The following is a 26,527-nucleotide window of genomic DNA, read 5'->3' as shown; positions in this document are numbered from 1 at the left end:
GCGGCTACAATCCACCTGACCAGTGATCCAGTGGTCAGGTACCCAACCCGCCAGAAGGGGGCAGCGCATGGACGCCGACGCATCGGGGACGGTGCTCAAACGGGAGCGGGCCCGCGACGCCATCCTGGAAATGATCGAGTCCCGGCGGCCGGGCGACGCGATCCCCTCGGAGCGGTCCCTGTGCGCCGCGCTGGGCGTCTCCCGGCCCACCCTGCGCGCCGCGGTGGACGAACTGGTCGCGACGGGGCTCCTCGTGCGGGAGCACGGCCGGGGCATGTTCGTCGCCCCGGAGAAGATCACCCAGGAGCTGATCTCGGCGGACCTCGCCTTGTCGGTGCCGCAGGCGGCCGGGGCCTGGTCGAGCCGGCTGCTGGAGTTCACCACCCTCCAGGCCGGTGCCCGGGTCGGCCGGAAGCTGCGCATGTCACCGGCGGCCGACATCGTGTACGTCGCCCGGCTCCGGCTGGTCGACGGTGCGCCCATGGCCATCGAGCACCTGCACATCCGGGCCGAGCTGGTGCCCGGTCTGTCCGCCGAGGAGCTGGAGAGCGGCGACCTGTACGAGCACCTGCGCGAGCGCCACGACGTGCACGTCCACGAGGCGGTCCAGGCGATCGAGCCCACCGTGGTGACCCGGGCCGAGGCCAGCCTCCTGGACGTGCCCGAGCTGTCCCCGGCGCTGCTCTTCGAGCGGCTGACCTCGGACACCACGGGGCGCCCCGTCGAGTACGTGCACTCGCTCTACCGGGGCGACCGCTACCGCATCGTGTCCCGGCTGGCCCTCGGCCCGGCCGCCGCCGTCGAGCCGGTCGAGGGCGGCCACCACCCGGGCATCCCGCCGGGCGACTTCGCGCAGCGGGAGCCGATCACCTCCTCGACGCGCGGCGACATCCAGTCCGGGGACTGAGAGCGCCCCGACGCGTTGCGCTCCGCGCAATGGCCGGTGCACCTCTTGCGGTGGGTGCCGGGCAGGGCCACTGTGGCTGGCACATCCGACGCAACCGACCCCACGAGGTGCCTCGCATGACGTCCCCCACCAGCCGCCGCACCCTGCTCGGCGCCCTCCTGGCGGGCGGCGCCCTCGCCGCCGCCCCCAGCCTCCCGCGCGCCGCGCACCGCGCCGTGCCCCACCACCCCCACCACCCGCCGCACCCCGGCCGCCCCGCGACCCGCGGCACCGGCACCCTCTACCTCGGCACCTACACCTCGACCAGTCCGGGCGGCACCGGCATCGGCGTCGCCGCGTACGACCGGGCGGCCGGGAGCATCACCGCCCGCACCGTCGTCACGGGCGTCGAGAACCCGTCGTACCTCGCCCTCCACCCCACGGGCGCCACGCTCTACGCCGTGGACGAGCAGCAGAACGGCGGCGTCACCGCCGTCGCCCTCGCCGGCGACGGCACCTTCCGCGTCCTCGGCACCCGGTCCACCGGCGGTGCCGGGCCCTGCCACCTCTCGGTCCACCCGGGCGGGCGGTGGCTGCTCAGCGCCAACTACACCTCCGGGAGCGTCGCCGTACACCCCCTGGCCGACGACGGGTCGGTGGGCGAGCGCACCGACCTGGTCGTCCACGGCTCGCCCGCCCCCGGACCGGGGCAGGGCGGCTCGCACGCGCACCAGATCATCATCTCGCCCGACGGCGGCCACGTCCTCGCCGCCGACCTCGGGAACGACACGGTGTACACGTACCGGCTGGACGAGACGCGCGGCACCCTGGAGCAGGTCTCGTACGCCACGCTGCGGCCGGGCGCCGGCCCCCGCCACCTCACGTTCCACCCCGGCGGGCGCCACGCGTACCTGGCCTGCGAACTCGACAACACGGCGGTGGTCTGCGGTTACGACCCCGCCACGGGTGCGCTCACCCCTGGGGACCCGCAGTCCACCGGCACCGGTTCCGGCACCAGCTACCCCGCGCAGTTCCTGGTCACCGGCGACGGCCGGTTCGCCTACCTCGCCAACCGGGGGCACAACAGCATCACCCGGTACGCGACCGAGGACGGCGGGGCCGTGCTGCGCCTGCTCGGCACGGTTCCCGTGGGCGGCGACTTCCCCCGGCACACCGCGTTCTCTCCGGACGGCACCCTGCTCTTCGCCGCCAACCAGCGGTCCGGCACGGTCACCGCCTTCCGGGTGGACGCCGAATCCGGCTCCCTGACCTCGGTCGGAACCCCGTACGCGGCCCCGGCGGCGGTCTGCGTGCTGCCGGTGTAGGGCGCTAGGGTCGAGCCCGAGCCGCAGGTCGCACCGGACGCGGTGGGACGCATGAGGGAGGCACAGTGCGCTTGAGAGTGGAGTTCACCACCGAGCCCTTCGATCTGGACGAGGCGCCCGCGCACGCGGTCGTGGCGCGCGAGGTCATCCAGGGGGCCGAGCTGGACGCCGTCGACGTCGGCCCGTTCGGCAACACGGCGGAGGGCGGAGCCGACCAGGTGCTCACCGCCGTGGACAGCCTGCTGCGGCAAGCGCTGGCATCGGGTGCCACCCGGGTTTCGCTCCAGGTCAACGTCATCGGGGAGGACCCGAAGTGACCGGACCGGTGGACCACCCCCTCGTCACCGCCGTGAAGCCGCTCGCGGACGCCATGGGGGCCGAGCTCGTCGGCCCCGGTGAGGCGCACCCCGACGACGTGGTGCTGGCCTGGGAGGGCGAGGACGTCGTGGCGGTGCGGCTGCCCCAGCTCTCGGAGTCGCTGGACCACATCCTGGCCGCGATGGAGCGCCGGCACGGCATGCCGCTGGCCGAGCTGGACCGCAAGGCCAAGCAGGAGGCCGTCCGGCTCCTGGAGGCACGCGGTGCCTTCTCCGTACGCCACGGGGTTGAGACCGTGGCGGGGGCCCTCGGGGTCTCCCGGTTCACCGTGTACAACTACCTGAACAGGGAAAACGGGGCCAAGGGCGGGTAGTTGGGCCCGTCGGTGCCGGAAACCGACACATGATCGATCAGGCCGCCGCCCGGACCACCGGGCGGCGGCCTTTTCGGTGAACGGAATTTCAACAAACTGTTGACGTCGTGTTGCGGAGGGCGTTAGCTATCCGCAGCCCGACCAACGCACAGCGAAGAACAGCCACGGAGGCTCCCGTGACTTCGAGCTCCACGCCGGGCCTCGCCCGGTTCAACACCCAGGCGGACGCCGAGGCGACCGCCGCACTGCACGAGGTGTGTGCCAGTGCGGCCTGGGGGCGAGCGATCCTCGCCCACCGCCCGTACGCCACCACCGAAGCCCTGCTCTCCGCGAGCGACACCGCCACGGCGGCACTCGGCGCGGAGGACCTGGCCGAGGCCATGGCCGGTCACCCGCCGATCGGCCGCCCGAAGCCCGGGGACCCGACCTCCTCCCGCGAACAGCGGGGGATGGCCGGGGCGTCCGAGGAGCTCAAGGCCGAGATGCTCGAACTCAACCTGGCCTACCAGGAGCGGTTCGGACATGTCTTCCTGATCTGCGCCACCGGCGCCACCGGTGAGCAGATGCGCGACGCGGTGAAGTCCCGCATCGGGAACTCGCCCGAGCAGGAGCGGGGGATCGTGCGCACCGAACTGGGCAAGATCAACCGCATCCGCCTCACCCGCCTCGTCACGGAAGACGCGTAACAGAAGGAGAGGGAAGGTCTTGAGCACCTTCGCCACCGCATCGGTGTCCACCCACATCCTGGACACCAGCATCGGCCGCCCCGCCGCGGACGTCGCCGTCTCGCTCGCCGCCCGCCCGGGCGCCGACGCCGAGTGGGTGACGCTCGGGGGCTCCGCGACCGATGCGGACGGGCGCTGCAAGGACCTGCCGGCCCTGCCGGAGGGCACCACCCACGTACGGCTCGACTTCGAGACCGAGCCGTACTTCACAGCCAAGAAGCAAGCCGAGGCGCAGCAGGACGCCCCCCGCGTAAGGGACAGCGGCGCGTTCTTCCCCGAGGTGGCGATCACTTTCGCCGTCATCCCGGGCGAGCACTACCACGTACCGCTGCTGCTCAACCCGTTCGGCTACTCCGTATACCGAGGGAGCTAGCAGACACATGCCCACGATTCTCGGCCAGAACCAGTACGGCAAAGCAGAGAACCGCGTCGTCAAGATCACGCGGGACGGCGACACCCACCACATCAAGGACCTGAACGTCTCGGTCGCGCTCTCCGGCGAGATGGACGACGTCCACTACTCCGGCTCCAATGCGCACGTCCTGCCCACGGACACCACCAAGAACACGGTGTTCGCGTTCGCCAAGGAGCACGGGATCGAGTCCGCCGAGCAGTTCGGCATCCACCTCGCCCGCCACTTCGTGACCTCGCAGGAGCCGATCAAGACCGCGCGCATCCGGATCGAGGAGTACGCCTGGGAGCGGATCGCCACCTCCGACGCGAACTCCCGCTTCATCGGCTCCGACGAGGTCAAGCACTCCTTCGTCCGCAAGAACCAGGAGATCCGCACCGCCCAGATCACCTTCGACGGTGAGAAGTGGCAGGTCGTCTCCGGGCTCAAGGACCTGACCGTGATGAACTCGACCAACTCCGAGTTCTGGGGCTACGTCAAGGACAAGTACACGACGCTCAAGGAGGCGTACGACCGCATCCTCGCGACCGACGTCTCCGCCCGCTGGCGCTACAACTGGACCAGCGACGAGCAGCGCATGCCGAACTGGGAGAAGTCGTACGAGCAGGCGCGCAAGCACATGCTGCACGCCTTCGCCGAGACGTACTCGCTCTCGCTCCAGCAGACCCTGTACCAGATGGGTTCGCGCATCATCAACAACCGCAGCGAGATCGACGAGATCCGCTTCTCACTGCCGAACAACCACCACTTCCTCGTGGACTTGGAGCCGTTCGGACTAAAGAACGATACCGCCGACGGTGCAGTGTACTTCGCGGCCGACCGTCCGTACGGGCTCATCGAGGGCACCGTGCTCCGGGACGGCGTCGAGCCGCAGATCCCGGTCGACATGACCAACCTCTGACGCGGCGCCGCGCCGGTGCCCGTCCGTTCCTCGCGGACGGGCACCGGCCGGGCCGGAGGGAACCCTCATGGCACAGCCAGCATCCGGGCCCGCGGAAGCAGAAGGCCCCTGTTCCACCCCGCCGGAGCGTGCGGTGCACCCGGTGGACGAGAAGCTCACCCCCTCGCGGCTCCTCCCGGCCGCCCTCCAGCACATCGCCGCCATGTACGCCGGCGTCGTCACCCCTCCGCTGATCATCGGACAGGCCGTCGGCCTCGACGCGGCGGGCATGACCCGGCTCATCGCGGCGAGCCTGCTCATCGCCGGCTGCGCCACCCTGCTCCAGACCCTCGGCATCGGCGGCCTCGCCGGCAACCGGCTGCCGTTCGTCAACGCCGCCTCCTCCGCCGGCATCGCCCCGATGCTCGCCATCGCCGAGACCAACGCGCCCGGGCACCAACTCCCCGCGATCTACGGCGCGGTGCTCGTCGCCGGGGTGTTCTGCCTGGCCGTCGGACCGTTCTTCGGCAGACTCCTGCGCTTCTTCCCGCCGCTGGTCACCGGCGTCGTCATCACCCTCATCGGGGTCACCCTGATGCCCGTACCGGTCTCCTGGGCACAGGGCGGCGACAAGAACGCCACGGACTTCGGTGACATGAAGTACCTCGCACTCGCCGCGTTCACCCTTGTCGTCATCCTGCTGATCCAGCGCTTCGGCCGGGGGTTCCTGCGCCAGGTCGCACTGCTCATGGGTCTGTTGATCGGCACGCTGGCCGCCGTCCCCTTCGGCCTCGCGGACTTCTCCGCCCTGCGCGATGCCCCGACGGCGGCTCTGCCCACGCCGTTCGCCTTCGGCGCTCCCGAGTTCCAGCCGGCCGCGATCCTCTCGCTGTGCATCGTGATGCTCGTCCTGATGACCGAATCGTCCGCCGGGATGCTGGCCGTCGGTGAGATCTGCGACCGCCGCACCGACGGACGCACCCTCACCCGGGGCCTGCGCACCGACGGCCTCGCCACGCTCATCGGTCCCGTCTTCGGCGGCTTCCCCACGAGCGCCTTCGCGCAGAACGTGGGCGTCGTCTCGCTCACCAAGGTCCGCAGCCGCTACGTGGTCGCCGCGGCCGGGGCCGCCCTGCTGGTCCTGGGCCTCTTCCCGGTGCTCGGCGCGGTCGTCTCGCTCGTCCCGATGCCCGTGCTCGGCGGCGCCGGCATCGTCCTCTTCGGCTCGATCGCGGTCAGCGGCATCCGTACGCTCTCCGAGGCCGGCCTGGACGACAGCTCCAACATCATCCTGGTCGCCGTGGCCCTCGGCGCGGGCATCGTGCCGCTCGCCGCGCCCGGGTTCTACGCGGACTTCCCGTCCTGGGCCCAGACCGTCCTGGGCTCCGGGATCAGTGCGGGAGCGCTCGTCGCGGTCCTGCTCAACCTGTTCTTCCACCATCTCGGCACCCACGGCCGCACCGCCGTGGCACTCAAATCCTCCTAGGGTCCTGCCGTGCCCACGTCCCAGATGAGAGAAGGAAGCACCATGGCAGCACCGGCAGCCCCCGACCGGGTGGAGCGCATCGTCATCGAGAACTGCTCGATCGCGACCGTCGACGCCGCCGACACCGAGTACGCCTCGGGCTATGTCGTCGTCGCCGGCAACCGCATCGAGTCCGTCGGCGCCGGCCGGGCACCCGAGGGCCTGGAGAACGTCGTACGCCGGATCGACGGAACGGGCCACCTGGCCACCCCCGGCCTGGTCAACACGCACCACCACTTCTACCAGTGGATCACCCGGGGCCTGGCCACGGACCACAACCTCTTCAACTGGCTGGTGGCGCTCTACCCGACCTGGGCGCGCATCGACGAGCCGATGGCCCGCGCCGCCGCGCAGGGCTCGCTCGCCATGATGGCCCTCGGCGGCGTCACCACCGCCATGGACCACCACTACGTCTACCCGAAGGGCTCCGGCGACCTGTCCGGTGCCATCATCGGGGCCGCCCGCGACATGGGCGTGCGCTTCACCCTCGCCCGGGGCTCCATGGACCGCAGCGAGAAGGACGGCGGGCTGCCCCCGGACTTCGCCGTGGAGACCCTGGAAGGCGCGCTCGCCGCCACCGAGGCGACCGTCGACGCCCACCACGACGCCTCCTTCGACGCGATGACCCAGGTCGCCGTCGCGCCCTGCTCGCCGTTCTCCGTGTCGACCGAACTCATGCGCCAGGGCGCCGAACTGGCCCGGCGCAAGGGGGTGCGGCTGCACACCCACGGCTCGGAGACCGTGGAGGAGGAGAAGTTCTGCCACGAGCTGTTCGGCATGGGCCCCACCGACTACTTCGAGTCCACCGGCTGGCTCGGTGACGACGTGTGGATGGCGCACTGCGTCCACATGAACGACTCCGACATCGCCGCCTTCGCCCGCACCGGCACCGGCGTCGCCCACTGCCCGTCGTCCAACGCCCGCCTCGCCGCCGGCATCGCCCGCGTCCCGGACATGCTCGCCGCCGGCGTCCCGGTCGGCCTCGGCGTCGACGGCACCGCGTCCAACGAGTCCGGCGAGCTCCACACCGAACTCCGCAACGCCCTCCTCATCAACCGCCTCGGCCCGCACCGCGAACGCGCCCTGAACGCCCGCCAGGCCCTGCGCCTCGGCACCTACGGCGGCGCCCAGGTCCTGGGCCGCGCCGCGCAGACCGGCTCGCTGGAACCCGGCAAGCTGGCCGACCTGGTCCTCTGGAAGCTGGACACCCTCGCCCACGCCTCCATCGCCGACCCGGTCACCGCGCTCGTGTTCGGCGCCGCCGCCCCGGTCACCCTGTCGCTGGTCGACGGCAAGCCGGTCGTGGAGTCCGGCCGCCTGGTCACCGCGGACGAGGAGGCCATCGCCCGCGCCACCCGCGACGAGGCCCGCCGCCTCGCCCAGATCGCCGCCGGAGCCTGACGGCCCGGCGGCCCCGCAAGCGGCCGGCCGAGGGGGACGGCCCTCGGCCCGGCCGCCGTGGACCCGAGCGGGGTCCGCGGCAACCGGTGCGGGTGGCGCGCCGCCCACGCGCACGCGCCACCCGCACCGGCGATCCCGGCTGCCCGCACCAGCCGTTCGACCTGCCTCACCGCATCACCGCAGCACACGGGGCCCGGTCCGGCGGACCGGCCCCCGGCACCACCTCCCTGACACCCACGTCACCGCCGACGTGTACCCGACCGGAGGAACCGCCGTGGCAGCTACGCCCAGGTTTCGCGACGACGCAAGTGCGACCCCCCACCCCGACGGTGAGCCGGTGACGGCCCCGTCCGACCGGAAGCATCCGGTCGATGAGACCCTTCCCCCGCTGAAGATGTTCACCAGCGGCCTCCAGCACGTGGCCGCGATGTACGCGGGCGTGGTGGCCCCGCCCATGATCGTGGGGCCCGCCGTGGGCCTCAGCCCCGAGGAGACCGCGTTCCTGATGGGGGCGAGCCTGTTCACCGCGGGCATAGCCACCCTGCTCCAGACCCTCGGCTTCTGGCGCATAGGCGCCCGGCTGCCGTTCGTCAACGGCGTCTCGTTCGCCGGTGTGACCCCGATGGTGGCGATCGGCAGGGACCGGGGACACGACGGGATCGCCGTCATCTTCGGCGCGATCATCGTCGCGAGCCTCCTCGGCTTCGTCCTCGCCCCCTACTTCTGCAAACTGGTCCGCTTCTTCCCGCCCGTGGTCACCGGCACGGTCATCACCCTGATCGGTGTCTCCCTGCTGCCGGTCGCCTTCAACTGGTCCCAGGGCGGCAACGCGACCGCCCACGACTACGGGTCCACCACCAACATCACCATGGCGGCGGTCACCCTCGTCATCGTGCTGGCCCTGCGCAGACTGCTGCGCGGGTTCCTCCAGCAGATCGCCATCCTGCTCGGCCTGATCATCGGCACGCTCATCGCGATCCCCGTCGGCATCACCGACTTCGGCGCCCTCAAGAACGCGGACGCGGTCGGCTTCCCCACCCCGTTCCACTTCGGCGCCCCGCAGTTCGAGATCGCCGCGATCGTCTCGATGAGCATCGTGATGCTGGTCTGCATGACCGAGTCCACCGCGGACATGCTGGCCCTCGGCAAGATCGTGGACCGCCCCGCCGACGAACGGACCATCGAGGGCGGGCTGCGCGCCGACACCCTGGGCAGTGCCATCAGCCCGCTGTTCAACGGCTTCATGTGCAGCGCGTTCGCCCAGAACATCGGACTGGTCGCGATGACCAAGGTGCGCAGCCGCTTCGTGGTCGCGGCCGGCGGCGGCATCCTCATCCTGCTCGGCCTGGTCCCGGTGGCCGCGTCCGTCATCGCGCTGGTGCCGCTGCCGGTCCTCGGCGGCGCGGGCATCGTCCTGTTCGGCTCGGTGGCCGCCAGCGGCATCCAGACCCTGGCCGGCGCCGCGCTGGAGAAGGGCGAGAACGCGCTGATCGTCGCGGCGGCCGTCGGCGTCGGACTGATACCGATCGCGGCGCCCGACTTCTACCACGCCTTCCCGAAGGACCTCCTCGTCGTCCTGGACTCGGGCATCTCCACCGGCTGCGTGGTCGCGATCGTCCTCAACCTGGCCTTCAACCACCTCGGCCGCACACCGGACCCGGAGGCGGGCACCGCACCCGGCGGCCACGACCCGGCGAAGGCGATGGAGGTGGCCACCCACTGACGTAGGGTCAGTAGAGCGTGGCGCGTACGGGGTTGGCCGTACGCGCCACTCGGCGTCCCGGCCGGGGCGGTTCAGCCGATGTGGTAGCTGTCGCCGTAGACCTTCCAGTCGAGCGGCGGGTTCAGGTCCAGGTTGCCCTTCCTGAGGAACACCCGTTGCGCGGTCTCGACCCGGCTGGTGTCGCCGTGCGAGGGCTCCTCGCGGATCGCGGTGACACGGGCGTCGAGGAAGGCGTCGAGATACGCGGTCTCGTCGCCCCCGTCCGCGGGGGTCCTGGCCGCGTCGAGCGCCTGGCTCCGGATCGTACGGAAACCGGTGGTGCCGTCCGCGTCGGCCTCCCCGTGCATCACGTACGCGTCGTAGTAGGCGAACTGGCCGAGCGTGCCCAGCCCGTCCTCCTTCGCCCGGCGCACCGCCGGATCGAAGTACGAGGCGTCCCGCTCGGCGTCCTGCGCCTCCCGGAACCGCGCGTCACCGGCGGCGTCGGCCCAGGCCCGGGTGAACGGCCCGCCCAGCCCCGTGTGCGCGTCGCTGCCCTTCACCTTCCGCAGCGCGGGCAGGAACCGTTCCAGCGGGTTGCCCGGCCGGGAGCGCGCGTACCGCTCCACGACCCGGAGCATGTCGCCGGTGCCGGAGCAGAAGCCGATGATGCCGCCCGTGTAGCCGCGCCCGTCCCCGATGTCCTCGATGTACCCGTACTGCGCCTTCCAGTCGAGCGTGGAGTTCTCCGCGCTGGAGACGAGCTGCATGGCGATGTCCTTCTTCGCCGGCGCGGCGAGCCCGCCCCCCGAGCCCTTGCCGGACCAACCCCCGGCCTGGGCGCAGCCGCTGAGCGCGGTCGCGGACATGAGGAGGGCGGCGAACGGGGTGACCAGGGCACGCGGGGTGAGCTTCACCGTTCCAGCCTGCCAGGCCAGGGGCGTGATCCCGGCGCATTCGGCGGTAGCGTCGGGGGCATGGATGATCAGTCTGTGGTGGATGTCGGCGACGTGCGGCTGGCGTACCGGAGCTGGGGTGACCCGTTCGGGTCGCCCGTCGTACTGCTGCACGATCTCGGCGCGAGCGCGGCGAGCTGGGAAGCGGCCGGGAGCCTGCTGGGGCGCGAGTGGCGGGTGTACGGCATCGACCTGCGCGGCCACGGCAAAAGCGACTGGCCCGATGAGTACGACCTGGAGCTGATGCGCGACGACGTGCTCGGGTTCCTGGACGAGTGCGAACTGGACCGGGCGGGCGTGGTCGGCCACGGCATGGGCGGGGTCGTCGCCCACCTCCTCGCGCAGGAGCACCCGGACCGGGTGGAGCGGTTGGTGCTGGTGGAGACCCCGCCGCCGTTCCCGGGCGCGGCGGGCCCGGCCGTCGAGCCGGACGGGCCCGCCGACTACGACGAGGCCGTGCTGGCGTCGGTGAACGGCGAGCTGGCGGACCCGGACGCGGCGTGGGCGCGGGGCCTCGGGGAGATCGTGGCGCCGACGCTGATGCTGGCCGGGGGGCCGGGCAGCACGATGCCGCAGGGGCGGCTCCAGGACATGGCGTCGATGATCCCGGACTGCCACCTGGTCACGATGGGCGGCGGTCACCGGCCGCACGAGACCGACCCGGAGCAGACGGCCCAGCGGATCACGGAGTTCTTCACGAGTTGAGCCCGTCGCGGCGCCCCCCCGGGGGGGGGGGGCGCGGGGGGGGCCGGGGGGGGGCGGCCGGGGGCGCCCCCCCCCCCCCCCCCCCCCCCCGCCGCCCGGCCCGCCCCCGCCCCCCCCCCGGCCCCCCCCCCCCCCCCCCCCCCCCGCCCCCGGCCCCCCCTTGACCACCGCTTCGCCCCCCGTGTGCCCCGCGCCCCCCCCCCCGGGGGGGCCCCCGCGACGCGGTGGCTCCGGGGCGCGTGCTCCGGCGCTCGCGCCCCACGCCCCTCAGCCCGCCGGCCGCCAGTCCGGCCGCCGCCCGCCCTGGGCCACCGCCCGGTCCAGCAGCGGCGCGTCGTCCGCGACCGGGACCGGCGGGCCGAACGGGGACGTGGTGGACGGATCGTCGTCCCGGTTCGCGAGCAGCGCGAGGGTGTTGCGCAGGTGCGCCTCCTCGGCGTCGAAGGGTTGCCCGGTCGCCTTCGCCAGGTCCCAGCCGTGCAGCACCAGTTCGTTGAGCGCGACCATCCCCGCGATCCGGCCGGGCAGGTCCGCGCCGCCCGCCCTGGTCATGCCCTCCCAGGCGTCGGGTGAGCGCCAGGCGGCCGCCATCCCGTCGAGCGCGGCGGGCAGCGTGGTGCGCCAGTCGGCGCCGAGAACGCCGTCCTCCACGGAGGGCGCCGAGTCCGTGGCCGGTCCCAGCTCCTTGCGGGCGGCGTCGCGGAAGGCGACGGCCAGACCCTCGATGTGGGCGAGCAGCGCGCCCACGGTCATGTCGGGGCACGGTGTCGCGGCCCCCAGCGCGCCGTCGTCCACGGCGTCGAGCGAAGCGGTGATCCGGCGCGCGGCCGGTTCCAGGTCGAGCGGTTGTGAGTCCATACGGGTGCAGACTGCCGGACCGCCGCCGACTCATCGGTCAGCGCACCACCTGTTCCCGGAGAATGATCCGGACCGGGTGGTCCAGCGCGGCCGGATCGACGGTCGGGTCGGTGTCGTACGCGACGAGGTCGGCCGGCGCCCCGTCCACCAGGCCCGGCAGGCCCAGCCAGGACCGCGCCGTCCAGGACGCCGCGCCGAGCGCCGCTTCGGCCGGCAGCCCGGCCCGGAGCAGCCAGGACGCCTCGCTCGCCACGGCCCCGCAGGGGAACGAGTCGGTGCCGGCCAGCACCGTGACGCCCGCCTCGTGGGCGGCCCGGACGTTGCCGAACATGGTCTCCCAGCCGGCCAGCCACAGATCGCGGCGCGCACTCGGCTCCCGCGCCCGCATCGCGTCCACGCCCTTGCCGAACGCCGCCAGCGTCGGCACGAACGCCGTGCCCTGCGCCGCCATCCGGTCCAGCAGGCCCGGGTCCAGATGCATCCCGTGCTCCAGGCTGTCCGCCCCCGCGAGGACCGCGTGGCGGGTGCCCTCGGCGGTCTGGCAGTGCACCGCCACCTTGCCGCCCGCCGCGTGGACGGCGGTCACCACCTCGGTGAGCAGCGCGAGCGGCACCGGGGGCTCGTCCAGCCGCCAGTCCCCGACGACCTTGCACCAGCCGGACGAGGCCGCCGACTCCTCCACCGCTGCCCGGACGAGCTCCGCCTCGCTCACGTCCCGGCCGAACCCGGGGAAGAACCTGCCGGGTGTGGCCAGCCACCGCCCCGCCGATGTGACGCGGGGCAGTTCCCGGTCCTCGTCCACCCAGGCCGGCATCCGCGCGGCCGTGCCGGGGGTGCGGACGGCGAGGACCCCGGCGTCCCGGTGCGCGCGCAGCTGTTCGCGCAGCAGCTCCTCGCTGAACGGCTCGCTCGTGTCGGTGGCCCCGGGGTGCGTATGTACGTCGACCAGTCCGGGCAGCAGCCAGCCGCCGTCGACCACGGTCTCGGCGTCCCGCCCGGCGAGCCCGCCCGGTGGGGCGCCCTCGCGGAGCACCTCGCCCTCGATCCAGAAGGACCGCTCCACGCGCTCCGGCAGCACCACACCTCGTATGCACAGCATCCGCAGACGGTACGTCAGGTGCCGCGCGCGCCCGAGGACAGGGGCACACCGGCACATTGCGGAAGGTTCGGCTCCGGACTCTTGTCGGCGGGGCCCGGCCCATGCGATACAGGTCTGGACCATTGCTTCCGGACGGAAGGCAACACCGTGCGATCCCCTCACCCGCGTCGCGCGCAGGCCTGCGCCGCCGCCCTGCTCCTCGCCGCACTCGCCACCGCCTGCGGCTCCGGCCCGGGTTCGGATTCCGGTTCCGAGGACCGGGGGGACACCAGCAGACCCACCGCACCGCGCGGGGTCACGGTGCAGGCGAGCAGCGCCAACTCCGCGCACGTGATGTGGAAGGCCGCCACCGACGACACGGCCGTCACCGGCTACGAGGTCTACCGGGAGGGCAAGAAGGTCAAGGCCGTCCCCGCGTCCAAGGTGATGATCGACGTGGAGGGGCTCACCGCGTCGACCGCGTACACCTTCACCGTCCGCGCCCGCGACGCCGCCGGCAATCTCTCCGCGCCCAGCGCGGCCGTCCGCGTCACCACCCCCGCGCCCACGCCCGCCGACCACGGGCCCCCCACCCGGCCAACGAAGCTGCGCGGCAAGGCCGACGGCAACCGGGCCGCCACCCTCTCCTGGGGCGGCTCCACGGACGACACCGGCGTCACCGCGTACGACATCTACCAGGAGGGCACCCGCATCCACACCGTGCCGGGCACCGGGACCACGGCCCGCCTGACCGGGCTGCGCCCCGGCACGGCCTACACCTTCACCGTGCGGGCCCGCGACGCCGCGGACACCTCCTCGCCCGACAGCAACGCCTTCCACCTCACCACCGCGTCGGACCCCGGCGCCCCGGCGAGCACCGCACCCACCGGCCTGCGGGCCAGGAACAAGGTCCAGGGCAAGGAGTACGCAGTCGACCTGGAGTGGGCACCGCCCGAGGCGGACGGCGAGATCCACACCTACCAGCTGTACGTGGACGGCAAGATGACCACCACCATCGCCTGGGGCGACGCACCGCCCACGAAACGGGCGACCTACCAGTACACCACCGCCGAACCGCGCGGCACCAGCCACGCGATCACGCTGCGCGCCCAGCTGCCCGACGGCAAGTGGGGCGACTTCTCGGAGCCGCTCACGGTGGTCCTCGGCCGGTGAGCCCGCGTCAGAGGGGGACCCGGACCGTCTCGATCCAGCCGGGCGGCTGCGGGGCGTCCGCCCCGATCAGCGCGGCCACGAGCCGGCACGAGGGCGACTCGTCGGGCCACGGGGTGTACCCGTCGGTGAGGACCACCACGATGCCGGGCCGCTCCGGGGCGGCCTGAGCCCTCGCGATGCCCACCCGCATGTCCGTGCCGCCACCCCCGCCGAGCGCGACCTGGTCGGCGGAGGTCACCCGCGAGACGGCGTGCACATCGGCGTCGCAGGCCAGCACGGAGACCCGGTTGCCGCGGATGCCCACCTCCCGCAGCACCCCGGTCACCTCGCCCAGCGCCGCCGCCAGTTCGTCGTCGCCCATCGAGCCCGAGGTGTCGACCACGACGGCCACCCGGGGCAGCGGGCGGCGCAGCGTCGGCAGGACGACGCCGCGCAGGGCCGCACCGCGCCGGGACGGGCGGCGGTAGGTGTAGTCCACCGCCCCGGACGCCCAGGCCGCCGCCTCCCGCACCGCACCGGCCAGCGCCTGCCGCCAGTCCACCGTCGGTTCCAGGACCTCCTCGGCCCACCGCCGCCAGCCCGCCGGAAGTTCGCCCCGGGTGCGCCGGTGGGCCCGCATCGACTCGGCCGTACGCCGCCGCAGCGCTTCCGCCTCCGTCGTGCCCAGCGGGGACGGTCCCTCCGCAGCGGGCAGCTCCCACGGCTCGGGGCGGCCGTGCGCGCCCGAACCGCAGTTGTGCGGCGGCGGTCCCGGCGGCAGCGCGGGCAGGTACGCCTCGAAGAGCTGACCGGCCGGCAGCCCGAAGAGCCCCGGCTCCATCCGCCCCTCCGGCAGCCGCAGACCGTCGCTGATCAGGTCGTCGTTGATCTCGCAGTCCTGGGCGACGTTGACCCGGTGCGCGTCGCGCTGGTCGGCCGCCGGGAGCCGGCCGGCCCGGCCGTGGTGGTCGCGCAGCAGATGCGCGACCTCGTGCACCCACACCCCGGCCAGCTCGGCGACCGGCGTCCGTTCCACGAAGGCGGGTGACACGTAACAGCGCCAGTGCCGGTCCACGCCCATCGTCGGCACCCGGTCGCTCACCACCACCGACAGCGCGTAGAGCGCGGTCGCGAGGTACGGCCGGTCGCTCGCCGCCCGGTACCGCGCGGCGAGCAGCTTGGTGTGGTCCAGCGTGAGCGGCGTCGGCCGCCGTTCCGGTACGGACACGGGCTCATGCGCTCCCCGGCAGCGCGCCGGAGAGCTGGAGGAGTTCCAGGAAGGCGTCGATGCCCTCCGGGACCGGCCAGTCGGTGTCCCGCATCGCCGCCAGGTCCACCGCCGCCCGGGCCGCCACGTCCGGCACCCCGGCCGCCACGGCCTTCGCCAGCACCGCCCAGCCCGCCTCCCAGCGAGGACGGGTCGGCTCGGCCTGGACGGCGGCCACCACCGCGATCAGGAAGGCCAGTTGCCGGTCGCCGCGCTCGGGCAGGGCGAAGGCGTCCGGATCGGCCAGCACCCGGTCGGGGTCGGGCAGGTCCAGGTTCTCCAGGTACGACAGGAGCTCGATGCCCGCCCCTTCCCCGACGGCCCCGGTCAGGGCGGCGGCGAGGGCGTCCCGGCCGGTGCCGGTCGCGTAGCCGGTGGCGAGCAGCCGCAGCGCCATGTCCCAGGTCCGGGGCGACGGCCAGGCCCTGCCCCGGCCCTCCGCGTCGGCCGGGAGGTGGTGCACGAGGCCGGGGCGCGCGGTGAGGAATCCGGAGACCACGCCCCGGGCCCGGGCCACCGCGCCGGCGGTCCGGGCGGGATCGACCACGGGGACGGGCGCCTCGGGCCAGGTGCCGGCCATGCCGCGCGCCACGGTGCGCGGGTCGTGCGTCCAGTGCAGGTGCACGAAGCGGTTGGCGAGCGGGGGGCTCAGGTGCCAGCCGTCCGCCGCGCTCGACGGCGGGTTGGCCGCCGCCACGATGCGCACGGCGTCGGGGAGTTTCAGGCTGCCCACCCGGCGCTCCAGGACGACCCGCAGCAGGGCGGCCTGCACGGCCGGGGGAGCGGAGGACAACTCGTCGAAGAACAGCAGCCCCTGGCCCTTCCGGGCGAGCCGGACCGCCCAGTCCGGCGGCGCCATCGGCACCCCGGTCGTGGCCGGGTCGTCGCCGACGACGGGCAGCCCCGCGAAGTCGGACGGCTCGTGCACGCTGGCGATCACGGTCTCCAGGTCCAGGCCGAGGCCCGCCGCGAGCTGTTCGAGCCCCGCCGACTTCCCGATGCCCGGCTCGCCCCAGAGCAGCACCGGCTGATTGGCGGTCACCGCCAGGGCCAGCGCCTCCAGCTGCGGGCTGGCGACGGTCTCGGTCCGGGTGGCGCGCAGCCGCCGGTCGAGCGCGTCGGCGGCGTCCAGGGGGTGCGGCGCCTGGGCGGGGATGCCGGGGGCCACGGTGCTCACGCGTCCTCACCTTCCTCGTCGGCGTCGTAGTCCTCTTCGCCGTCGTTCCACTCGTCCCACCACTCGGACCCGGCGTCCGGGTGTTCCTTCAGCATCCGTTCCGCGAGGAACCTCAGGTCGGTCCGCCGGTACTTGCGGATCATCTGTTCCAGCGAGAGTCCGGTCTGGTCGCTCACGTCGATCCGGGCGCCCGCGTCCAGCAGGTCCCGGACGAGCCCCGCCGGCCCGCGCCCCGAGACGGCGACGCTCAGCGGCGTGCGCTCACGGTGGTCCCTGGCCTCCAGGTCGAGCCCGGCCGCCAGCAGCCGGGGGAGCAGCACGGTGTGGTCGAGCAGGGGCAGTACGTGGAGCAGCGTGTGCCTGCCGCCGTCCCGGATGCGCGGATCGACGCCCGCGTCCAGCAGCGCCACGACCCCCGCCGTGTCCCCGTGCTGCGCGCGCAGGAAGAGGTCGCGCCGCTGGGCGGCCAGCGCCCTGGGCAGCCGGCCCGTGCCGGTGAGGCAGGCGTGCTCGACGGCGAAGCAGCCGGTGACCGCCCCGCCGAACGCGCGCAGGGCGCTCTCGCGCTGCCGCTCCCGCGCGGTGTGCGGGGAGCCGAGGGCCCCGTCCCGGAAGCGGACCTCGTGCCAGTCGCCCCGGCAGCGCACCCGCACCGGGGCGGGCGGCGTGACCCCGGGCGGCCCGGACGGCCCCCGGTGGTCCGGGAAGAGCGACCGGGCCACCAGCGGATGCAGGTCCGCCGGGGCCAGGAGGCCGTCGCCGAGCAGGTCCAGGTCGGGCAGCCTGCGCCAGAGCGCCTCGGGGAGGAAGACCGCGTCCGTGGCGGCCTCGCGGTTGACGACCTTGACACGCAGCCGGCCGTCGAGTCCGGGCCCGGTGAAGTCGAGCAGGACGCGTGCCCGCCAGTCGTGGCCGATCTGGAACCGTTCCGCCGTGCCGAGCGCGGCGAACCGGCGCACCTCCGCCTCCAGCCGGGGCACGTCCAGCGCGAGACCGGCCACGATCGTCTCGGGGGCGGTCCGGTAGTAGGAGGGCATCTCCGGGGGCGTGGGGTCCCACTCGATCCCGGCCGCCGCCAGCGCCTCCGCGACGCGGCCCTCGTGGTGCAGCAGGTTCAGCCACTCGGCGCGGGCCACCTCGTCGTCGGCGCCCGGGTCCTCCAGCGGCAACCGGTCCACCGGAAGCGGGGAGCCGTCGGCCGCGAGGAACGGCAGCCGGTCCCCGCCGCCGGCCCGGGCGCGCAGCTCACCGGCCCGGCTCGCGCGCCACAGGTGCCCGAGCGACCGCCAGTCGTCGGTGAGTCCGGCCGAGGTCCGGCGCCGCAGCGGGCCGAACCGGAGCGGGAGGTGCTGCGGGCCGTCGACCATGGGCGGGGTGGACACCTGGAGGTACGCGTCCGGCGCGGCGCCGTAGCCCGCGAGGAGGACGGTCCGTTCGGTGGCCAGCGTCGAGCGGCCCGCGAGGATCCGGGGCAGGTGCCAGCGCAGCAGGTCCGGCACCAGGTCCCGGAGGTCGGCGAGGAGGGCTTCGGCGACCTCGGTGCCGTACCGGGCGGAGACCTCGTCCGGGTCGACGTGCACGTCGACGCCGGCCGCCGCGCAGGCCCCGCGCCAGTCGCCGGCCTCCCGCAGCGCGGCGGACTCCTCGATCACGGAGCGCGGCACGGCGTAGCTCCGGACCTGGCGCCAACTGGACGCCTCCTGCGGGGACAGGAACGGCCCGGCGTCCCGCCGGCTCATCGGTACAGGCTCCGGACCGCGCGCAGATCGGTGTGGGCCCCGCCGTCCGGACGCAGCAGCGTCGCGAAGGAGCGCTTCACGCGGCGCGGTAGCCCGGGGCCCAGGCCCACGTACTCCAGCCGCGACCCGGGGGCGACGGCGGCGAGCAGGGTCTTGGCACCACGGCCGGTCAGCCCGGTGTGGCTGAGTCCGAGGCGGCGCAGCGGACTGCCCGGCAGCGCCTCGGCCAGCGCGTGCGCCCCGGCGTCCCCGGTGACGTTGGGCGGGGCGCCGAGGGCGCGTTCCGAGGGCGGCCGGCCCAGGTCCAGCGCCTCGATCCCGTCGAGCGCGCCGGCCAGGGCGCGGGCTCCCTCGGGGCCGATGCCGTTGCCGCCCAGGCCGAGCCGGACGGGGCGGGACGGGTCGGCGGCGCCCGCGAGGACGGCGGCGCCCTCGTCGCCGAGGTGGTTGGCCGACAGGTACAGCTCCCGCACCCCCGCGTCCAGGATCAGCCGGGCCAGCAGTGGCGCGGCGTCGGCGCCCAGCCCGTTGCCGCCGAGGAAGAGCCGTTCGACGGGGCGGGGACGGGTGCTCAGGACGTCCAGCAGGGCGGCGATCCCGTCGGCCGTGACCCCGGTGTTGACCAGGTCGAGGGTGCGCAGGGCGGTGTTGCGGCGCAGCATCGGGAGCAGGGCGCGGACGCCCGCGTCGCCGAGGGGGTTGCGCTTGAGCCAGAGGGCCCGGACGGTGGCGTCGTCGGCCAGGGCGGAGGCGAGGGCGGCGGCCCCTTCGGCGCCGATGCGGTTGCAGCCCAGGTAGAGGGTGTGCAGCCCGTGGCCGGAGCCGGCCGTCGCCGCGGCCACGGCCGAAGCGCCCTCGTCGCCGAGGGAGTTGGTGCCGAGCAGTACGTGGGTGGCGTGCGGTGAGCGGGCGGCGGCGGGCATGACCCGGGCGGCGCCGGCCGCGCCGAGCCCCTGCTTGCAGAGATCGACCCGCCCGTCGGCGCGCAGCGCGCCCAGCGGGAACGTCTCGTCCTCCGCCACGGCCCCCGGCGCCGCCAGGCGGTCGAGCAGCGGCCCGAGCAGCGCCGGATCGGCGAGGGGCAGGTCCGGATGGTCAATGGCCGGACAGCGCACGGGCATCGGCTGCGACATCTCTTACCCCCGTCTACGAAAAGGCGGCAAGACCGGTCGGATTCGAACCGACGTCCTCCAGCTTGCTGCTAGGGCGCGACGACCTCTGCGCTACAGCCTTGCCGTCGGTGATCCTAACCGTGCCGGCGATCAATTCGCACACCTGCGCCCACAGGTGGCCGGGCGCCGGCCTCCCGTGGCGCCGGAATCTCAAGTGGTCTGTACCTATTGACGACTTGGTCCAGACCAATTACCTTCCCGTGTGCTCCATGGCACGACTTCCGCACCTCCCCGAGGACCGCCTCACCGGTCCCTGCCGTAAGGGAGAAACCATGTTCGAGCACCTACCGCTGAGACGGAGAACGGCGACCGCGCTGTCCGCCGTTCTCGGCCTCCTCCTCGCGCTCCTGTCCCTGCAGGCCGTCCCCGCGCACGCGGCCGGCAAGCTCACGGCGACCTTCACCACCGCCGACAACGGCCCCTGGTGGAAGGGCACCTACGTCCTGCACAACGACACGGACACCGCCGTCACCGGCTGGAGCCTGGAGTTCGACCTGCCCGCCGGGGTCGCGATCCAGTCCTCGTACAACGGGACCACCACCACCCTGGGCAGCCACATCACCGCCGTCAACGCGCACTACAACGGCACGGTCGCCGCACACGGCAGCACCGAGCCGTACAGCTTCTGGTTCGTCGCCACCGGCCCGATCACCGCACCGACCGGATGCCGGATCAACGGCGACAAGTGCGACGGGTCCGCCGACGTGCCCCCGGGCGTGCCCGGCGGGCTGAAGCAGACCGATGTCACCGCCCGTACCGCGTCGCTGTCCTGGACGGCCGCCACCGCGGGCGACTTCCCGGTGGCCTCGTACGACATCCTGACGGGCGGCAAGGTCGTCGGCTCCGCCACCGCGGCCACCTCCGCCACCGTCACCGGACTGACCCCGGCCACCACCTACGCCTTCACCGTCCGGGCCAAGGACACCCGGGGCAACGTCTCCGCCGAGAGCGCCCCGCTGACCGTCACCACCGTCGACCCGGCCACCGACACCTCGCCACCGACGGCCCCCGGCGCCCTGCGCGCCACCGCCACCGACTCCTCGTCCGTGACGCTGGCCTGGACCGCCGCGACGGACAACCAGCGCGTCGCCGCCTACGACATCTACCGGGGCTCCGCCCTGGCCACCACGGTCTCCGGCACCACGACCACCGCGACGGTCGGCGGCCTCTCGCCCGCCACCTCGTACACCTTCACCGTGAAGGCGCGCGACGCCGCCGACAACGCCTCCCCGGCGAGCAACGCCCTCACTGTGAAGACCGACGACATCGCCGGGGCCGGCAACTACGCCAAGGTCGGCTACTTCGTCCAGTGGGGCATCTACGGCCGCCAGTACTTCGTCAAGAACCTGGAGACCTCCGGAGCCGCCGACAAGCTCGACATCGTCAACTACGCCTTCGCCAACATCGACCCGAACAACCTCACCTGCCTCAACGGTGTCACCAAAGGCACGACCGCCGACCCCCAGGACCCCGAGCAGGGCACCGGCGCGGGTGACGCGGACGCCGACTACGCCCGCCCGTTCAGCGCCGCCCAGTCCGTGGACGGGGTCGCGGACGACGGCTGGGCCAAGCTGCGCGGCAACTTCAACCAGCTCAAGAAGCTGAAGAAGCTGCACCCCGACCTGAAGATCGTGGTCTCGCTCGGCGGCTGGACGTACTCCAAGTACTTCTCCGACGTGGCCGCCACCGACGCCGCCCGCAAGAAGTTCGTCTCCTCCTGCATCGACATGTACATCAAGGGCAATCTGCCCGAGTACAACGGCGCGGGCGGCCCGGGCAGCGCGGCCGGCATCTTCGACGGCTTCGACATCGACTGGGAGTGGCCGGGCACCGGCACCGGGCACCCCGGCAACCACTACTCGCCCGACGACAAGGACAACCTCACCCTGCTGCTCGCCGAGTTCCGCAGGCAGCTCGACGCGCTGGGCGGCGGCCACCGCCTCCTCACCGCCTTCACCCCCGCCGACCCGCAGAAGATCGACGAGGGCTGGGACCTGTTGAAGGTCTTCGACTCGCTCGACGTCGCCAACGTCCAGGGCTACGACTTCCACGGCTCCGGCAGCGACAACTCCTGGGAACCGAACCGCACCGGCCACCAGGCCAACCTCTACAACGACACCGAGGACCCGTACGACTTCCACTTCAGCGCGGACAGCGCCATCAAGGCGTACACGGACGCGGGCGTCGAACCCCGCAAGCTGACCCTCGGCATCCCGTTCTACGGCCGCGGCTGGCAGGGCGTCACCGACGGCGGAGTCGCGGGCGAGTGGCAGCCGGCGGGCGGGGCCGCCCCCGGCCAGTTCGCCGAGGAGGCCGGCACCCGGGGGTACTCGAACCTCATCGGGGCCTATCCGACGATGGCGGTCCACCACGACGAACAGTCCGTCTCCACCTACGGGTACACCGGCAGCCAGTGGTGGTCCTTCGACGACACCTGGTCCATCGGCAAGAAGACGGACTACGTCAAGGACAAGGGGCTGCTCGGCGTCATGGTCTGGGAGATGTCGGGTGACACCACGCAGGGCACGCTGATGGACGCCCTCGACAACGGGCTGAAATAGCCTCTCAACGGTTCATTTCTCTCAAATCGAGACTTACCGCACATAGCGGTAGGCTGGTCACGGCGGTGCCCCCGTGGCACCGCCGTGCCTCACACCGGACCCCGTCACCGGGTCCGGCCCCAGCCGTTCGACGCGCGGGAGGAACCATGACCAGCCCCGAGCAGGACCCGAACCAGCAGGAAGGCCCCGCGGACGGTGGTGCGGCGGGCACGCCGGGCGTCCACGACGGCGGTGCCGACGGCGGGGCCGAGGGCCCCGCGGACGGTGGCGCGGCCGGTACGCCGGGCGTCCACGACGGCGGCGCGGACGGCGGTGCCGATGGCGGAGCCGAGGGGCCTGCCGATGGTGGCGCGGCCGGTACGCCGGGCGTCCACGACGGCGGTGCGGACGGGGGCGCCGAGGGTCCGGCCGACGGCGGCGCCTCGGGTACGCCCGGCGTCCAGGACGGCGGGGCCGACGGCGGCGCGGGCCGTTCTTGAGCACATCCCCGACCGGCACCCAGGACCCCCGGGCCGCGAGCGCGGACCCCGGGGTCCTGGAGTCGCGCCTGACGCCCGGCACCGGCCGGGCCGCGTTCGCGGCCGACTTCTGGGGCCGCGAGGCCCTGCTCACCCGCCGGGCCGGTGACTTCTCCGACCTCTTCTCGGCCGCCGCCGTGGACGAACTCGTCTCGCGGCGCGGACTGCGCACGCCGTTCCTCCGCGTCGCCAAGAACGGCGCCACGCTGCCCGACGCCTCGTTCACCTCGCCCGCCGGGGCCGGTGCCACCATCGGCGACCAGGTCGACGACACCGCGCTGTGGCGGGAGTTCGCGGACGGCGCGACCCTCGTCCTGCAAGCGCTCCAGCGCACCTGGGCCCCCGTCGGCGACCTCACCGCCGCTCTCGCCGCCGAACTGGGCCACCCGGTGCAGGCCAACGCCTACGTGACCCCGCCGCAGAACCGCGGCTTCGACGCGCACTACGACGTCCACGACGTCTTCGTCCTCCAGATCGAGGGCACCAAGCGCTGGATCGTCCACCGCCCCGTGCACCCCGAGCCGCTGCGCGACCAGCCCTGGACCGACCACCGGGGCGCCGTCGCCGAGGCCGCCGGGGGCGCACCGTACCTCGACACCGTGCTCGGACCCGGCGACGTCCTCTACCTGCCGCGCGGCTGGCTGCACGCCGCCGAGGCGCAGGGCGAGGTCGCGGTCCACCTGACGCTCGGCGTCCACACCTGGACCCGGTACGCGCTCGCCGAACAGCTGATGCGCGCCGCGCTCGCGGAGCTGCGCGAGGACCCCTGGATGCGCGCCTCCCTGCCGCTGGGCGTGGCCGGCCCGGACGGCGAGGCCGCTCCGGTACGCGAACGCCTCGTGGCGGCCCTCACCGGCGCCGATCCCGCCCCGGCCTTCCACCGCGCCCGGCGCGCCCAGGCCCGCCCCGCACCGCTCGGCCCGCTCGCCCAGCTCGCCGCCGTCGACGGACTCGGCCCCGGCACCGCGGTCCGCCTCCGGGGCGCACTGGAAGCCCGCCTGGAGGGCCGCCGCCTGGTCACCCGGGCCGGGTGGCTGGACTTCCCGGAGGCGGATCTGCCGGCCCTGGCCCGCCTGCTCGCCGGTGAGGTGCGCACCGCCGGCGACCTCGGCCTGGCCTGCGCGGGGAGGCTGCTGCGCGCCGGTGTCCTCGTCCCGGCCGCTCCGTGACCGGGGAACGCCTCCGGTGACAGCGGAACGCTTCTTCTGCGCCGACGCGGCCCGGGCCCGGGGCGACGCACTCCCGGGCACCGCCCCGTACGGCCTGGTCTGGGTCCTCGTGGAGCACCACGCGCCCTGGCCGGCCAACGGCTACGACGGCCTTCCGCTCGAACCCGCGACCAAGTCCCGGCTCTACGACGCGGCCCGGGCGGTGCGCGCCCGCATCCTCCTGATCCGCCGCCACGGCCGCCGTCCCGCCGACGCGGGACCCCGGCGCTGGGCCGTGCTGCGGTACGACGCCACCGGCGCGCACCGCCAGCACTGGGGGACCTGGGACCGCGACGAGGACCTGGCCCTCGCCGCCGCCGCGCTCGACGCGCCCGGGGAGCCCGGGCACCCGCCGGTCGTCCTGGTCTGCGCCCACGGCCGCCACGACACCTGCTGCGCGCTGCGCGGACGCCCGGCGGCCCGCGCGCTGGCCGAGCGGTGGCCCGAACTGGTGTGGGAGTGCACCCACGTGGGCGGCGACCGGTTCGCCGCCAATGTGCTCGTCGCGCCCGACGGCGTGTACTACGGCGGTCTGGACGCCGCCTCGTCCGTCGCCGTGGTCGAACAGCACCTCGCCGGCCGCGTCCACGCCGCGCACCTGCGCGGGTACACCGACCTCTTCCCGGCCCAGCAGGCGGCGGTGGCGGCGGTGCTCGCCCGGAACGGTCCGGCGGGCCGCCACGACTACACGGTCACCGGCACCTCCCGGGCCGGCCCGCACTGGCTGGTCCGCGTCACCGGCCCCCCGCCCCGCGCGACCGCGTACGACGTGGAGGTCACCGCCCACCGCGCCGCACCGCACCAGCTCACCTGCAACGGCCCGGCGACGAGCGCGGCCATGCTCCACGAGGTCACCTCGATCCGGGCCGGCTGAACGCGGAAACCCCGCCTCCGGCATGCCTGCCGGGGGCGGGGTTTCCGCGCAGCGGTACGGACGTCAGCGCAGCCGCTCGTACGCCGGCAGGGTCAGGAAGTCCGCGTAGTCCTGGTCCAGGGAGACCTGGAGGAGGAGGTCGTGGGCCTCCTGCCACTGGCCGGCGGCGAACGCCTCGTCGCCGATCTCCGCGCGGATCGCGGCCAGTTCCTCGGCGGCGACCTTGCGGGCCAGGTCCGCCGTGGCGTGCTCGCCGTTCTCGAAGACCACGTCCGCGTTGATCCACTGCCAGATCTGCGAGCGCGAGATCTCGGCGGTGGCCGCGTCCTCCATCAGGTTGAAGATGGCGACCGCGCCCATGCCGCGCAGCCACGCCTCGATGTAGCGGATGCCGACGGCGACGGCGTTGCGCAGACCGTCGTACGTGGGCTTGGCGTGCAGGGTGTCGATGGCGATCAGGTCGCCGGCCGCCACCGAGACGTCCTCGCGCAGGCGCTCCTTCTGGTTCGGCTTCTCGCCGAGCACCGCGTCGAAGGAGGCCATGGCGATCGGGACGAGGTCCGGGTGGGCGACCCAGGAGCCGTCGAAGCCGTCGTTCGCCTCGCGGTCCTTGTCGGCCTTGACCTTCTCGAACGCGACCTTGTTGACCTCGGCGTCGCGGCGGGACGGGATGAAGGCCGCCATGCCGCCGATCGCGTGTGCGCCGCGCTTGTGGCAGGTGCGGACCAGGAGTTCGGTGTACGCCCGCATGAACGGGGCGGTCATCGTCACCGCGTTGCGGTCCGGCAGGACGAACTTGGCGCCGCCGTCCCGGAAGTTCTTCACGATGGAGAACAGGTAGTCCCAGCGGCCCGCGTTCAGCCCGGAGGCGTGGTCGCGCAGCTCGTAGAGGATCTCCTCCATCTCGTACGCCGCGGTGATCGTCTCGATCAGGACCGTGGCGCGGACGGTGCCGCGCGGGATGCCCAGCTCGTCCTGCGCGAAGACGAAGATGTCGTTCCAGAGGCGGGCCTCCAGGTGCGACTCCGTCTTCGGGAGGTAGAAGTACGGGCCCTTGCCGAGGTCGATCAGGCGCTGGGCGTTGTGGAAGAAGTACAGGCCGAAGTCGACCAGCGCGCCGGGCACGGGGGTGCCGTCGAGCTGGAGGTGGCGCTCGTCCAGGTGCCAGCCGCGCGGGCGGGTGACGACGGTCGCCAGCTCCTCGGCCGGCTTCAGCGCGTACGCCTTGCCGGACCTCGGGTCGGTGAAGTCGATGGAGCGGTTGTAGGCGTCCATCAGGTTGAGCTGGCCGAGGACGACGTTCTCCCAGGTGGGGGCGGACGCGTCCTCGAAGTCGGCGAGCCAGACCTTCGCGCCCGAGTTCAGGGCGTTGATGGTCATCTTGCGGTCGGTCGGACCGGTGATCTCCACCCGGCGGTCGTTCAGCGCGGCCGGGGCCGGCGCGACCTTCCAGGAGTCGTCCGCACGGATCGCCGCGGTCTCCGGCAGGAAGTCCAGCGTGGAGGTGCGGGCGATCTCGGCACGGCGCTCACCGCGGCGGGCGAGCAGCTCGTCGCGGCGGGGCGTGAACCGGCGGTGCAGCTCGGCCACGAACGCGAGGGCCGCGGGGGTGAGGACCTCGTCCTGCCGGGGCAGGGGCTCGGCATCGACGATGGCCAGCGAGGACGGCGCTGGTGCGGACATGAGCTGTCACTCCTTCAGCGGGCGGTGCGGAC

Annotated in this window: 24 protein-coding genes and 1 tRNA gene; 15 read left to right on the top strand and 10 right to left on the bottom strand. The window is 73.6% G+C overall.

Features of this window, described 5'->3' with window-relative positions; all coding sequences use genetic code 11:
* Positions 1-67 precede the first annotated feature (67 nt).
* From ACFUJY_RS04055 to ACFUJY_RS04010, 10 genes are all read left to right on the top strand, one after another.
* Complete coding sequence (locus ACFUJY_RS04055) at positions 68-907, top strand: GntR family transcriptional regulator (protein WP_383294143.1); 840 nt, start codon at positions 68-70, stop codon at positions 905-907.
* 116 nt (positions 908-1,023) lie between these two features.
* Positions 1,024-2,211 carry a lactonase family protein gene (locus ACFUJY_RS04050; protein WP_383294140.1) on the top strand — a complete coding sequence of 396 codons (1,188 nt, stop codon included), beginning with the start codon at positions 1,024-1,026 and terminating at the stop codon, positions 2,209-2,211.
* Positions 2,212-2,276: 65 nt separating this feature from the next.
* Positions 2,277-2,528, top strand: coding sequence for a hypothetical protein (locus tag ACFUJY_RS04045; RefSeq protein WP_143618285.1), 252 nt, complete (start codon positions 2,277-2,279; stop codon positions 2,526-2,528).
* The gene (locus ACFUJY_RS04040; RefSeq protein ID WP_383294137.1) at positions 2,525-2,902 is read left to right on the top strand and encodes a helix-turn-helix domain-containing protein; all 378 of its coding nucleotides are present in this window, start codon (positions 2,525-2,527) and stop codon (positions 2,900-2,902) included. The genes ACFUJY_RS04045 and ACFUJY_RS04040 overlap by 4 nt, the downstream gene beginning before the upstream one ends.
* 176 nt (positions 2,903-3,078) lie before the next feature.
* Complete coding sequence (gene uraD, locus ACFUJY_RS04035; RefSeq protein WP_383294134.1) at positions 3,079-3,588, top strand: 2-oxo-4-hydroxy-4-carboxy-5-ureidoimidazoline decarboxylase; 510 nt, start codon at positions 3,079-3,081, stop codon at positions 3,586-3,588.
* A 19-nt stretch (positions 3,589-3,607) separates the two neighbouring features.
* A complete protein-coding gene (uraH, locus tag ACFUJY_RS04030; protein WP_383294131.1) occupies positions 3,608-4,000 on the top strand; it encodes a hydroxyisourate hydrolase in 393 nt (130 codons plus the stop codon).
* Between the two features lie 7 nt (positions 4,001-4,007).
* The gene (pucL, locus tag ACFUJY_RS04025; protein WP_383294128.1) at positions 4,008-4,940 is read left to right on the top strand and encodes a factor-independent urate hydroxylase; all 933 of its coding nucleotides are present in this window, start codon (positions 4,008-4,010) and stop codon (positions 4,938-4,940) included.
* Positions 4,941-5,007: 67 nt separating this feature from the next.
* Complete coding sequence (locus tag ACFUJY_RS04020; RefSeq protein ID WP_383294125.1) at positions 5,008-6,405, top strand: nucleobase:cation symporter-2 family protein; 1,398 nt, start codon at positions 5,008-5,010, stop codon at positions 6,403-6,405.
* Between the two features lie 42 nt (positions 6,406-6,447).
* A complete protein-coding gene (locus tag ACFUJY_RS04015) occupies positions 6,448-7,845 on the top strand; it encodes an 8-oxoguanine deaminase (RefSeq protein ID WP_383294122.1) in 1,398 nt (465 codons plus the stop codon).
* 274 nt (positions 7,846-8,119) lie between these two features.
* Complete coding sequence (locus ACFUJY_RS04010) at positions 8,120-9,568, top strand: nucleobase:cation symporter-2 family protein (RefSeq protein ID WP_383294119.1); 1,449 nt, start codon at positions 8,120-8,122, stop codon at positions 9,566-9,568.
* A 71-nt stretch (positions 9,569-9,639) separates the two neighbouring features.
* On the opposite strand, the gene ACFUJY_RS04005 is transcribed toward ACFUJY_RS04010, so the two are convergent.
* Positions 9,640-10,464, bottom strand: coding sequence for a chitosanase (locus tag ACFUJY_RS04005; RefSeq protein ID WP_383294115.1), 825 nt, complete (start codon positions 10,462-10,464; stop codon positions 9,640-9,642).
* Between the two features lie 60 nt (positions 10,465-10,524).
* Here ACFUJY_RS04005 and ACFUJY_RS04000 point away from each other — a divergent pair, with 60 nt between their 5' ends.
* Complete coding sequence (locus ACFUJY_RS04000; RefSeq protein WP_383294113.1) at positions 10,525-11,208, top strand: alpha/beta fold hydrolase; 684 nt, start codon at positions 10,525-10,527, stop codon at positions 11,206-11,208.
* Positions 11,209-11,475: 267 nt separating this feature from the next.
* Here the strand turns inward: ACFUJY_RS04000 and ACFUJY_RS03995 are convergent, their stop codons facing one another.
* Both ACFUJY_RS03995 and ACFUJY_RS03990 read right to left on the bottom strand, forming a co-directional pair.
* Complete coding sequence (locus ACFUJY_RS03995) at positions 11,476-12,066, bottom strand: TIGR03086 family metal-binding protein (protein WP_383294111.1); 591 nt, start codon at positions 12,064-12,066, stop codon at positions 11,476-11,478.
* A gap of 37 nt (positions 12,067-12,103) precedes the next feature.
* Complete coding sequence (locus tag ACFUJY_RS03990; protein ID WP_383294109.1) at positions 12,104-13,165, bottom strand: amidohydrolase family protein; 1,062 nt, start codon at positions 13,163-13,165, stop codon at positions 12,104-12,106.
* A gap of 147 nt (positions 13,166-13,312) precedes the next feature.
* On the opposite strand from ACFUJY_RS03990, the gene ACFUJY_RS03985 reads away from it, so the two are divergent.
* The gene (locus tag ACFUJY_RS03985; RefSeq protein ID WP_383294106.1) at positions 13,313-14,317 is read left to right on the top strand and encodes a fibronectin type III domain-containing protein; all 1,005 of its coding nucleotides are present in this window, start codon (positions 13,313-13,315) and stop codon (positions 14,315-14,317) included.
* Between the two features lie 7 nt (positions 14,318-14,324).
* On the opposite strand, the gene ACFUJY_RS03980 is transcribed toward ACFUJY_RS03985, so the two are convergent.
* From ACFUJY_RS03980 to ACFUJY_RS03960, 5 genes are all read right to left on the bottom strand, one after another.
* Positions 14,325-15,524 (bottom strand): VWA-like domain-containing protein, encoded by a 1,200-nt coding sequence (locus ACFUJY_RS03980; protein ID WP_383294104.1) that lies wholly within the window; start codon positions 15,522-15,524, stop codon positions 14,325-14,327.
* 4 nt (positions 15,525-15,528) lie between these two features.
* Positions 15,529-16,740, bottom strand: coding sequence for an AAA family ATPase (locus ACFUJY_RS03975; protein WP_383294100.1), 1,212 nt, complete (start codon positions 16,738-16,740; stop codon positions 15,529-15,531).
* Positions 16,737-18,479, bottom strand: coding sequence for an ankyrin repeat domain-containing protein (locus ACFUJY_RS03970; RefSeq protein WP_383294097.1), 1,743 nt, complete (start codon positions 18,477-18,479; stop codon positions 16,737-16,739). Before ACFUJY_RS03970 ends, ACFUJY_RS03975 begins: the two co-directional genes overlap by 4 nt.
* The gene (locus ACFUJY_RS03965) at positions 18,476-19,612 is read right to left on the bottom strand and encodes a gala protein (protein WP_383294094.1); all 1,137 of its coding nucleotides are present in this window, start codon (positions 19,610-19,612) and stop codon (positions 18,476-18,478) included. Before ACFUJY_RS03965 ends, ACFUJY_RS03970 begins: the two co-directional genes overlap by 4 nt.
* A 27-nt stretch (positions 19,613-19,639) precedes the next feature.
* Positions 19,640-19,712, bottom strand: a tRNA-Cys gene (locus ACFUJY_RS03960).
* Between the two features lie 211 nt (positions 19,713-19,923).
* Here ACFUJY_RS03960 and ACFUJY_RS03955 point away from each other — a divergent pair.
* Positions 19,924-22,212, top strand: a complete 2,289-nt coding sequence (locus tag ACFUJY_RS03955; protein WP_383294091.1) for a glycosyl hydrolase family 18 protein — start codon at positions 19,924-19,926, stop codon at positions 22,210-22,212.
* A gap of 104 nt (positions 22,213-22,316) precedes the next feature.
* On the opposite strand, the gene ACFUJY_RS03950 is transcribed toward ACFUJY_RS03955, so the two are convergent.
* Complete coding sequence (locus ACFUJY_RS03950; RefSeq protein ID WP_383294088.1) at positions 22,317-22,697, bottom strand: hypothetical protein; 381 nt, start codon at positions 22,695-22,697, stop codon at positions 22,317-22,319.
* On the opposite strand from ACFUJY_RS03950, the gene ACFUJY_RS03945 reads away from it, so the two are divergent.
* Positions 22,688-23,899: a cupin domain-containing protein gene (locus tag ACFUJY_RS03945; protein ID WP_383294086.1), complete on the top strand. Its 1,212-nt coding sequence runs from the start codon at positions 22,688-22,690 to the stop codon at positions 23,897-23,899. The two genes, ACFUJY_RS03950 and ACFUJY_RS03945, sit on opposite strands and share 10 nt — an antisense overlap.
* A 16-nt stretch (positions 23,900-23,915) precedes the next feature.
* Positions 23,916-24,812, top strand: a complete 897-nt coding sequence (locus ACFUJY_RS03940) for a sucrase ferredoxin (RefSeq protein WP_383294083.1) — start codon at positions 23,916-23,918, stop codon at positions 24,810-24,812.
* 63 nt (positions 24,813-24,875) lie between these two features.
* Here ACFUJY_RS03940 and aceB read toward each other — a convergent pair whose 3' ends face one another.
* Positions 24,876-26,495: a malate synthase A gene (aceB, locus tag ACFUJY_RS03935; RefSeq protein ID WP_383294079.1), complete on the bottom strand. Its 1,620-nt coding sequence runs from the start codon at positions 26,493-26,495 to the stop codon at positions 24,876-24,878.
* Positions 26,496-26,527: the final 32 nt, after the last annotated feature.

Source organism: Streptomyces sp. NPDC057249 (assembly GCF_042669245.1).
In the GTDB taxonomy this organism is placed as follows: domain Bacteria; phylum Actinomycetota; class Actinomycetes; order Streptomycetales; family Streptomycetaceae; genus Streptomyces.
Note: the sequence above shows the minus strand (reverse complement) of the source record. Positions and strands in the feature narration are given on the sequence as shown.